This window comes from Ruegeria sp. K3 (assembly GCF_056531845.1).
Genome location: NZ_JBQFMM010000022.1, coordinates 1 through 9,399 on the forward strand (window position 1 = coordinate 1; position 9,399 = coordinate 9,399).

The window sequence follows — 9,399 nt, forward strand, 5'->3', positions numbered from 1 at the left end:
CTTATGCCGTAAACAAAAACAGCCGCATCTTCGGGTCCGTCGACTATCGCTCAACCTTCGGAACAGGCGACAAAGGTAAAGCCCTGAACATTACGTTCGGCCTGGCATCTCAGTGGTAAGGCAAAAAAAATGACCAACAAACACAAAAATACAAAAGCTGCGGTGTCCTTCGCACTCGCGATAGCGGCTACCTTTGGTATGGCAACTTATGCTTTTTCGCAGGCCACCGATGCGGCAATCAAAACATATAGCGATTGGACGGTTAGTTGCGCTGGCATTGAGCCAGATCAGAACTGCGCAATGGCGCAGCGTCTGAGCATTGGCGAAAGTGGGGTCCAGATGAGACTGGAGATCGTTGCGGGGCCAAACGGAACTGCGTCAGGAATACTGATAACTCCTTTTGGCCTGGATATCACAAAGGGAGTCTCCATAAACGTGGACGGCGGGCAGCGTTTCAACCTACCTTTTCGGACGTGTCGACAATTTGGATGCGTTGTAAGTCTGAATCTTGGTGCAGATGTTGTTGCGCTTTTGCAGCGCGGTACAGTTTTGAATGCGACTTTGTACCAATTGGACGGAGCTTCAGCCTTGGGCATTCCGTTTTCTTTGACAGGTTTTTCGGCTGCATTTGCTGATATAGTAAGTCGGTAGTCATTCAGCTGCTTTGAACCCCAGCGAGGATCTTAGTTCCAAAAAGTGTTTGATGAAGCCAGAAGTTTCGTGAGAACCCAATTTTTTCTGCTGTAATCTTGCCTGATATATTACGCCATCAAGCTCCTCATGGCTGTCAAAATGGCAAACAAAGTGATCATTACACCTAAACGTATTTCTCCAGGCCTCGAAAGAGCGCTGATTGGCGTAAGTTCAGGTTGTATGACCTTATTCGCTCTTTTGGCTCAGACGAAGTGATCAGCCCAGCATCGATTGCGCAGGCTGGATCATACTGTGGAGCCAAAGAGCTCGTACTTTTGGTTGCACTGATTGCATCCAACGACCCCACGCAGCTTCCAGGAGAAGTTGAGCCTATACCGATCGAAGGAACGGCTGATCTGGTTCTCGAGATGTTGGAGGACAATGGGCCAGACGACCTCTCGTATTTGACAGGCAACCTTGGGGGTTCAATCACGAAATCAAACGGAAATGTGAGTGATTTGAGCACAACGGACGCGAGCGGGTGGCTCCTCAGGGGGCGACAACTCTGACACCTATTTGACAATCAATGCAGATCTTGCACTTCCTGATGGTGGGAACGGTCAGATCATAGGTCTCGGCATCGATGAATAAACTTGTGGAACTTTTTGCGCTGGTTTGGCGGGTCGGCCGGTTGTCTTTGCCCCCTAAAATTGGGCCACTACTTTGGCCGAGAAGGGGAACAAGAGATGGCTCGGAAGCGATACTCGGACGAAGACATTCTGAAGCTGCTGCGTGAGGTTGAACTGAAGCTGGCAGATGGCGACGATGTTCGGACGGCCTGTCGTGGTGTCGGTGTCAGCGATGCGACCTACTACAATTGGCGGCGTCGGTTCGGTGGCATGGGCAAGTCGCAACTGTCGGAGTTGCGCAGCCTGGAGAAAGAAAATACCCGACTGAAGAAGATCGTGGCCGAATTGGAACTGGACAAACTGATCCTCAAGGAAAGTCTGAACTACCTAAAACCGAGGGCCTGACGACGAGCCAACTTAGTCAGGCCGTCATTCATGCTCGCCAGAGGCTCGGCACATCAGAGCGCCGCACCTGCAAGGTGGTCGGCCTTGCACGTAGTTCCATGCAATATCAGGCCGTAGAGAAGAACGATGATGCTCTTCGACTGGCCATGATCCGTCTGGCCAAGAGCTATGGCCGGTATGGCTACCGTAAGGTGGCGCAGTTGCTTCGGGTCGAGGGCTGGCGTGTCAATCACAAGAAGGTAGAACAGCTGTGGCGGGAGGAAGGTCTGCAACTACCGCAGCGGCACAAGAAGAAGCGTCGCCTCTACCACAAGGACAGCTCGATCATTCGGCTCCAACCGACGCATCCCAACCATGTCTGGAGCGTTGATTTTGTTCACGACAAGCTGAGCAATAGGCGGAACTATAAGATGCTGACGGTTCTGGATGAATACACCCGCCAGGCGCTTGCAGTGGAAGTTCGGACCCGCATGGGTTCTGAAGATGTGCTGGAGGTTCTCTACGGGTTGTTCCTGCGCCACGGAAAGCCTGATTTCGTTCGAAGCGATAATGGCCCAGAGTTCTCTTCACGGGCAACCCAGAGTTGGCTCGAGAAGGTCGGTGTGAACAGCGTTGCGCTGCTCGGTATTATTCCGGCGGCAATAGCCTTTTTCATTGGAACGGCGAACAACCTGAAAAACGCAGACTGAAACCATCGTGCAGTCCCATATAGGGGCCGCATACCTGTTGCGAGAGGCTAATGATGGCGACACACAATCAAATTGAGAAGCTGGAACAATTATTAACGCCAGATCCGTGGTAAGATATAGAGACCACAGAGAAAACCAGCGCTAGGTCGCGGATCAGATGATTTATTTTATGCGCCTCAAGCAGAAAAACGGCTTTCAACGGCAAGCGAACGAGCTTTCCGGTTTTCAACCTGACGAGCCCGCCCTGACCACATCCGAGTCTTTTCCTTCGACCCGCTCCTTTCCAGAGGAAACGCGGATTGGTGTCGCTATCAATGGATCTTTTCCTGAACCATCGATTCAAACCAAAACGAGGGCGGATAGATCAGGCGAGTTCCGGCCACCACTTCACCACATAAAGGACAGTCGTATGAAACCGAACCTTGTGAACAAAGTTGCCAAGTCTACCGATAGTCTAATTATCGCTGGCGGAGTTACGGCAACAGCTGGAATGGGTGCTGCAAATGCAAATCCGGGAATGATGTCTATCGGTGAAGGCGTTGTTGTGTTCGGTCTGATGTTGGCGGCAATAGCGCTTGCCATCGGATTGGTTAACAGCCTGAAAAAATGCAAATAGATCGCTCTTTGAACCCTTGTGAACAAAGGGCGTAAGTCCAGTTCGGGGGATAGGTTATGCTATGGCATCAATGAATGTGTCTTTGCATGAATAGATTAAAGACTATGTAGAATAATTGGTTTCCGATGAGAAGTTCGGCACCTGCAGTGATAACGTTTACCATCTGAAATGCGCCGGTCCGGCACGTATGAAAGCCGCTGTTGCGATCCAGAGTGCAATTGATGAAGGTATAGCCAGTGGCCCGGCGTAGCACTTTGATTTTGAAGGTGCTTAGACGCGCATGCGTAAGCAACATGGCAAAGAAAGCTGAGTTGACACACTAACGCCTTTCGCCTGCGAGTGGGAGAGTTTTGGCCCGCCAGTGCATCCCCAAACAACTCGGCATTAACGGCTGTCGTTTAAGAATACGGCCTATTTTTGGGTTAGATCCTTTGCGCGATATGAAACCTTAATCCACCGCCAAGACCCGCAAAACAAGCCAGCGTCGCAAAAAAGGGGATGCCACAGAAAATGTCGGAAATCAAATTGGAGGGGATATGACGACTAATTTTGGTTTTTGTGCAATTGCATTGGTTGCCGGAATTTCATTAAGCGCATGTAGTTCAAGTAGCAGTGGTTCATCAGACGGGAGAAGCAACGCGACCAGCGAGATTACGCTGCCGCAGAACGGAACGCTGGAACTGGATGGGCAGGCGATTACCGCCGAGGTGGCCGGTACAACCGTGTCGAACATCGCCACAAGGCAAACATCGACACTGAGAATGACGACTGAAGACGGTGATATTGTTGCGGCCAGCTTCAGGGCGCCCGCGTCAGGTGTTTCATTGGATTCCCGTTCTGGAGATTCGCTTGTGCGCAGTTCCAGCGGTGTTCTCTTGGCATTCGACTCGGTGGATCTGAATGACAGCGCCGTGCTCATTGATCCGTCCCAAACGAGGTTCGAGCATCAGACCTTCGGCGTCTGGCTTGAGGATCGTAACAGACCGGTCGCCGTTGTGGGTGCTGGTTCTTATGGATACCGCACTGATTCCAGTGATGTCCCGACGGGCCGGAATGCGATTTACGAAGGCGCCAGCACGGGTATTGCACTTCTTGCCGATGGCAACGGGTATCTCACAGCTTCGGAAATTGAGGTAACAACAAACTTCCGAAACGCGACGATCAGAAGCTCTGGTACAACCGCAAGCAGGTTGTCTGATGGAACAGTTGTAAATGCGCCCGAGTTGGGCTTTTCCGGGTCGGGTAACGTTTCCGGCAATACCTTTCGCGCCAATATTGCAGGCACGGGCACAAGCGGTACGGCAGATGGTATCTTTTACGGCCGCAACGCCGAAGAGGTCGGCGGCACATTCCAGGCGACTGGTGCTGGCGGAGTGTCCCATGTCGGAGCCTTTGGCGCCGACTGATCACTCAAAAGGTGTCACATCGACTATACTACGCCGTTTTTAGGGCGTGTTCAGATTCAGAATTAGCTTCAGTCTGTGCCAATTAGTGCTTTCGGCAAAATCAATATGGGAAACCGAATGATGAAACATGAATGGAAAAGAATTCTGATATTGATAGTTTTTATCACAGCCGGGTCGTCTGCTCACGCATCCGACGATTGTACCAAGTGGGTCAGTGAACCAACCAGAGACGTGGTTATTGAGATTTCACAGGTTTTACTCTCTAATAAAGTGGAAGTCTTGCAGTAGCTTTTCGCAACACGATCGAAGGCTATCTAAAAGAAAATCCTCAACTAATTAACGAACCCATATTCAGATTGTTGTGGGGGTATAGTTATGTTCTTGAAGGCGAATACTTGAGCGTAATTGCGCAATCGGAAGCAGCCACCAGATTGGCGTTGAGAAGACAAGACTGCAATCTATTGGAAATTTTTGACATGGCTCAGTCCTTTAGAATCGCATCTATTTTAGAATTTGGCATTTCTGACCAGAACGACAGGGCTCTCTTCGAGGGATTCACTTCGCTATTACTTGATTCCAGAGGAAACACTTTGAGAGACAGCAAGAAGGTCATATGCGAAGCGCTTTCTGAAATCCTTTCCAAGGAAGCGGTGAGCGGCTTTGATCCAACTGAAAACTGTGGAATTAGGAGCATCAAAAGATGACAGTGAACATGTCCTGAATCGGGTTGAATGTTCAAGATCCACAATGCAGATCAAAACCTCTTTCAGCGAAACATTTAAACCCGCATAGTGTTTCATGAGTCGTTCTCCTGACGGATTTTATCCATTAGGCCAACATACCGGACCTCGCTTGCCCCCGGAGAGCGACCGCTGCATTCACACCATGTTTTGTGCGGGCGTCAGGCTGCAGGGTCATCGCGCCATCTTAACCCATTGCGGTTGATGAAGATAATCCCGTTCAACACCCGCCTGTCATCAACCCGAGGCTTGCCACGCGGTCTCGTAAGGAAGAGTTTATTTCGCATCATCTGCGTGTCGGTTAGTCATAAAAAGTCGATTGTGTTCCTGCCCCGTTTTTGGAGCCGTAGGTCACGCCAAGCAAAGGAAATCAATACATCCTGACCCCAGACAATTGTTGTTTTCCAATCCTTCAACCAACTACGCCCACCCAATAACTTCGTCCTGCTGTGTAATCGCCACCCGAAACCACTACGAAATAAAGAGGCCACAAAAAAAAGCGCCCGACCACGCGGGCCGGACGCGGGTTGGCATTGGGTTCGGTCGTATCGGGGAACGACACATAGCCACCCGCGTTCCAAATTAGTTAGAAGATTGTTACAAACAATGGCCAAACGTCTCAAAAACCCATGCACCGAATACAATCCACAATTTGGATGTATTTGTCTATTGGAAAGGGTATGTGTGGGCTCAAAGAAAGCCCGATGCCTTCAAGGTCATTGGCGCTCCGTCTCAAAAGCATAACCACGACCCACGTAACTTCCTGACTTGCAAATTGGTCGAGGCGACATTCACCTGCTCTGGCCACGGGCGGCTAGCTCCAGACCCAGTAAAAGTCCGATGTAAGCTCAATTCACCCGGTGCTGCGACTGAGAAGCATGCCCTGCTCTCGAAGTAGTCAAAAAAAACTGGAACAAGATATGCGCGGTTCAAATTTTTTTATGCCTCTCCAACGGTCTTGCCGGCGAGAAGTTTCTGAAAAGACGATCGCCCCATAGTGCAATTTTTGCGTGCGAGTTGAGGACAGGCAAATTGCGACGGCAGAACATTGAATGAAAAGATACCTGGCAATTACAGTTCGATCAACGAAGTTTGACCTGAGTTTGACGCGCTTCTTTCGTTGGCAATTCTTGAGTGCGACCAGCGCTTTTGGGATCAGCGCAATCACTACTAAAGAGGCCGGCCCAATTTTTGGAGATAAGATATGAAAGCCATGACATTATGTGTTGGCGTGCTGTTTCTGACTGGCTGCGGGGGAGGGGGCACTTCAACGGAAGATGTTCCTTCGTTTGATCCTTTAGCGGATAGTGAAGCTATTGATAATCCATCGTCAAACGCGACGTACGATGAACTGATTGCCAGGCGCGAAGAAATCGATGATAGGTTTCTTGACGCAAGTAATTTCGGTAGCGGTATTGAAGCAGTAGACATACCTGCGACAGGAACCGCAACCTATGCGGGTACAATCAGTTATGTCGAAGACTTCGGCGGTGAAGGCGATGTTTATACTGCAGACGGCGAATTTGTTGCGGTGGCAGATTTCAGCTCCAGCATACCGATAACGGGTAAAATCGATAATTTCTATGAAACTCAAAACAGCCCAACGCAGCTTCCGGGAGACATTGAGCCTATCTCGATCAAAGGATCGGTTGATCTGGTTTTCGATTCATTGAACGACAATGGGGCAGACGATCCATCGAATTTTGAGGGCTACCTTGACGGATCAATTACCAAATCAAACGGAGAGGTCCGAGACTTGAGCACAACGGACGCGACCGGGTGGCTGCTCAGTGGTGGTAACTCTGACCGTTTTTTGGCCATCAGAGCAGACATTGCACTTCCCGATGGTATGTCAGGTCAACTCGGAGGCCTCGGAATCAAAGAGTAGTTGTTAGGATAATTTGGTGGAATTTGGGAGGGGGGGGGTAACACGGGTGACAATGTGTGCCCGACTGCGATACCAGTATTGAAGCCTCCTCCTTCTTGAGCAGGTCAGGCCAAGCTTTTCTGCTGCCCGCAGTTCATCGTAGTTGAATTTGCCGGGGTGCCTGCAATGAAAGAGGAGTTTTCCGCGGTGTGATACAGACTGCCCAAACTAAGCTCCCAATACCTAAATGGATGGTGGACAGCAGTGAAAAGTATTGATCAGCTTACCGAAACAAGCACTATGAGTATCCCAGAGCTTGAAATGGTTCCTTGATGAGCCGTCGTAGCGGGATGGAACCCGGGGCACGCTGGCGGAATATCGTTTCATGCCGCGAATACCTGAGGCCTCTTTTTGACCCGGGTTGCACGAGAACCCGAGGAGTCTGTTCCTGTTGCGGCTTAGATTTTGCAGCTTTTTTAGCAAGCTCCTGATTTTAATGGTCTTTCGTTCGATCCTAGCGCATCCGCGGCCAACATCCACTTACGTCATTCAACAGCAAGTATTCACGTTTTTTCTTGCATACAGTTGGGTTGTAACCCGAGCTTGTTGAATGCGTAAGGGGGGCACATATTGCAGCAGCTTATGCGGTTCCATGCTCTTTTTTTGCTTGTATCCGAGTAGAATGATAACCGCGCCTTCGCCCAAAACGAGCGTCCTAAAACTCTAAATGCGTTTGTTCAAATGATTTAGCCGCCCCCTGAGGGGCGGCTAAATTCCAGAGCATCCAATCAAGGGGGCCTTTGCGAGTGAGTGACGGCGCTCCGGTATCATCGCCTGTTTGTTTCTACGCCACCAGTGCGTAAGGATGCCCATGAACAGCAAAGAGAATAAGAAGCGCTACAAGGCACGGTCTTAAGCGCTCTCAAAAAAATATTTGAAATCTTACCTTTGCTGTTTGGGTCACTGCTTTAGATTTAGTGTTTTGTACTGTGCGGACACCAGTGAGAGTAATCCGATATTCTTTCATTTTCGATGTCTAAGTGTCTCAGTTTATGTTGCTTTCTGACGTCAGCAGCAATTGCGCGGTTTCGGTCGATTTGAAAAACCGAGTGTTTTTGGCTCCTCGTAACCGCTGAGGAGTGGATCGACGGACGACCCTGCGCAAGATGTTTTTCACGATAGCATCAACGCAGGAAATGCGTGAATACATCCGGCGCTTGTTTGAGTCTGAGATGACATAGAAATCATGTGCCGGCGGTGAACCGGAGAGCTGATCCGTGGGCGGTATTTCGAGAGAGGACGACGGGGCGAACGATCTGCGAGGGTCACCAGATCTGCCGGGAGCTCGTTTCGAGGCAATACATTGCTCGGCCGTTTGAAACCCGTTACAGCACGATCGCCCCCAGGCAATCAGAGCGGACAGATTCTTGAATCCTTCAAAGGAACACCGCCGAATTCCACAATTAACTGATCCTGAAGCTAGAACCCCAATGGGAATAGTCATTTCTCTGGGCACAGGCTTTTTTGAGACTGACGCACAACGACGTTGAGTAAGAAATACATTACAATTTCTTGGTTTTTTTGAGGAATGACAAGAGTGAATCCGGAGCCACTAATGGTTCGCTCGGATCGTCGTTAAGACTATCGCTCATTCGCCAGTGAAACGACCGCAGTTGCTCTCAAATACTGACACTTTTTAAGGTGAAAAACATGATCCAAAGACTTCTCTTCCTGATTTCTGCCGTACCGCTTTTAACAGCGTGCGGCCAGGTCTGGTATACTTCCTATGACGAACAGCCGGGTATAGAGGAGTCAATCAAATGGCGTCTCAGTGGAGCGGATGTAATTGTGCCGCGTACCTTAACGGTATCAGAGAAGTATGCTTTTGCGCCAAATGCTGACATCGTTTGGCAAGAAGAACCATTTGGCGATCGTCATGCCCAAGTTGAACGCATCATGACGGAAGCTTTGGAACAAGGCGCTTCATCTCTGTCGGGGAAAGGACGTGGGGTTCGTATCCGATTGACGGTAAACAGCTTTCACGCGTTAAGTAGAAAAGCCCGTGAACAACTCAATGCGTCTGGTGTACACAACATTGGGTTTTCAATCCAGGTCATCGACGCCAGCACTCACGAAGTTCTGGCGTCGGAAGACGATGTTCAGGCAGACCTTCGTGCTTATGTGGGTGACGAGGCTGTCTCGGCTGTTGCCAGAGGCGAAACCCAGCGTGTTCGGATCATCCGTCATGTATCCGCAGTTATTTCTGGTTGGCTCGGGACAGGTCCTGACGTCCGTAATTCATTCAGACGCAGGGGGCGCTAGGGTCAGGACCCATTGATTTCCGCTTGGCTGCGTGATTCACGGTTCGAAAATCGAGCGGTGACCATGTCTAATCTTTTCTAGCTGACGGATGC

General features: G+C 50.0%; 9 protein-coding genes and 1 pseudogene. 8 read left to right on the forward strand and 2 right to left on the reverse strand.

Annotated elements, in window-relative coordinates; translation table 11 throughout:
• Nucleotides 1-129: 129 nt before the first annotated feature.
• The 4 genes from ACR0MP_RS21745 to ACR0MP_RS21760 all read left to right on the forward strand — a co-directional run bounded on the left by ACR0MP_RS21745 (nucleotide 130) and on the right by ACR0MP_RS21760 (nucleotide 2,972).
• The gene (locus ACR0MP_RS21745) at nucleotides 130-651 is read left to right on the forward strand and encodes an invasion associated locus B family protein (RefSeq protein ID WP_480888084.1); all 522 of its coding nucleotides are present in this window, start codon (nucleotides 130-132) and stop codon (nucleotides 649-651) included.
• Between the two features lie 728 nt (nucleotides 652-1,379).
• On the forward strand, nucleotides 1,380-1,667 hold the full coding sequence (locus ACR0MP_RS21750) for a transposase (protein ID WP_480888083.1): 288 nt from the start codon (nucleotides 1,380-1,382) through the stop codon (nucleotides 1,665-1,667).
• A gap of 98 nt (nucleotides 1,668-1,765) precedes the next feature.
• Nucleotides 1,766-2,356: a DDE-type integrase/transposase/recombinase gene (locus tag ACR0MP_RS21755; protein ID WP_480888082.1), complete on the forward strand. Its 591-nt coding sequence runs from the start codon at nucleotides 1,766-1,768 to the stop codon at nucleotides 2,354-2,356.
• Between the two features lie 157 nt (nucleotides 2,357-2,513).
• Nucleotides 2,514-2,972, forward strand: coding sequence for a hypothetical protein (locus tag ACR0MP_RS21760; RefSeq protein ID WP_480888080.1), 459 nt, complete (start codon nucleotides 2,514-2,516; stop codon nucleotides 2,970-2,972).
• A gap of 520 nt (nucleotides 2,973-3,492) precedes the next feature.
• On the opposite strand, the gene ACR0MP_RS21765 is transcribed toward ACR0MP_RS21760, so the two are convergent.
• Complete coding sequence (locus ACR0MP_RS21765) at nucleotides 3,493-3,891, reverse strand: hypothetical protein (protein WP_480888078.1); 399 nt, start codon at nucleotides 3,889-3,891, stop codon at nucleotides 3,493-3,495.
• Here ACR0MP_RS21765 and ACR0MP_RS21770 point away from each other — a divergent pair.
• Complete coding sequence (locus tag ACR0MP_RS21770; RefSeq protein WP_480888076.1) at nucleotides 3,884-4,378, forward strand: transferrin-binding protein-like solute binding protein; 495 nt, start codon at nucleotides 3,884-3,886, stop codon at nucleotides 4,376-4,378. The genes ACR0MP_RS21765 and ACR0MP_RS21770 overlap by 8 nt on opposite strands.
• Nucleotides 4,379-4,773: 395 nt before the next feature.
• Nucleotides 4,774-5,082: a hypothetical protein gene (locus ACR0MP_RS21775; RefSeq protein ID WP_480888075.1), complete on the forward strand. Its 309-nt coding sequence runs from the start codon at nucleotides 4,774-4,776 to the stop codon at nucleotides 5,080-5,082.
• A 206-nt stretch (nucleotides 5,083-5,288) separates the two neighbouring features.
• Here the strand turns inward: ACR0MP_RS21775 and ACR0MP_RS21780 are convergent.
• Nucleotides 5,289-5,423, reverse strand: a pseudogene (locus tag ACR0MP_RS21780) (transposase); the annotation flags it as partial.
• An 899-nt stretch (nucleotides 5,424-6,322) separates the two neighbouring features.
• On the opposite strand from ACR0MP_RS21780, the gene ACR0MP_RS21785 reads away from it, so the two are divergent.
• Together ACR0MP_RS21785 and ACR0MP_RS21790 are read left to right on the forward strand one after the other, a co-directional pair.
• Nucleotides 6,323-7,006 (forward strand): hypothetical protein, encoded by a 684-nt coding sequence (locus ACR0MP_RS21785; protein WP_480888073.1) that lies wholly within the window; start codon nucleotides 6,323-6,325, stop codon nucleotides 7,004-7,006.
• 1,689 nt (nucleotides 7,007-8,695) lie between these two features.
• Complete coding sequence (locus tag ACR0MP_RS21790) at nucleotides 8,696-9,307, forward strand: DUF6778 family protein (protein WP_480888071.1); 612 nt, start codon at nucleotides 8,696-8,698, stop codon at nucleotides 9,305-9,307.
• The last annotated feature ends 92 nt before the right edge of the window (nucleotides 9,308-9,399 follow it).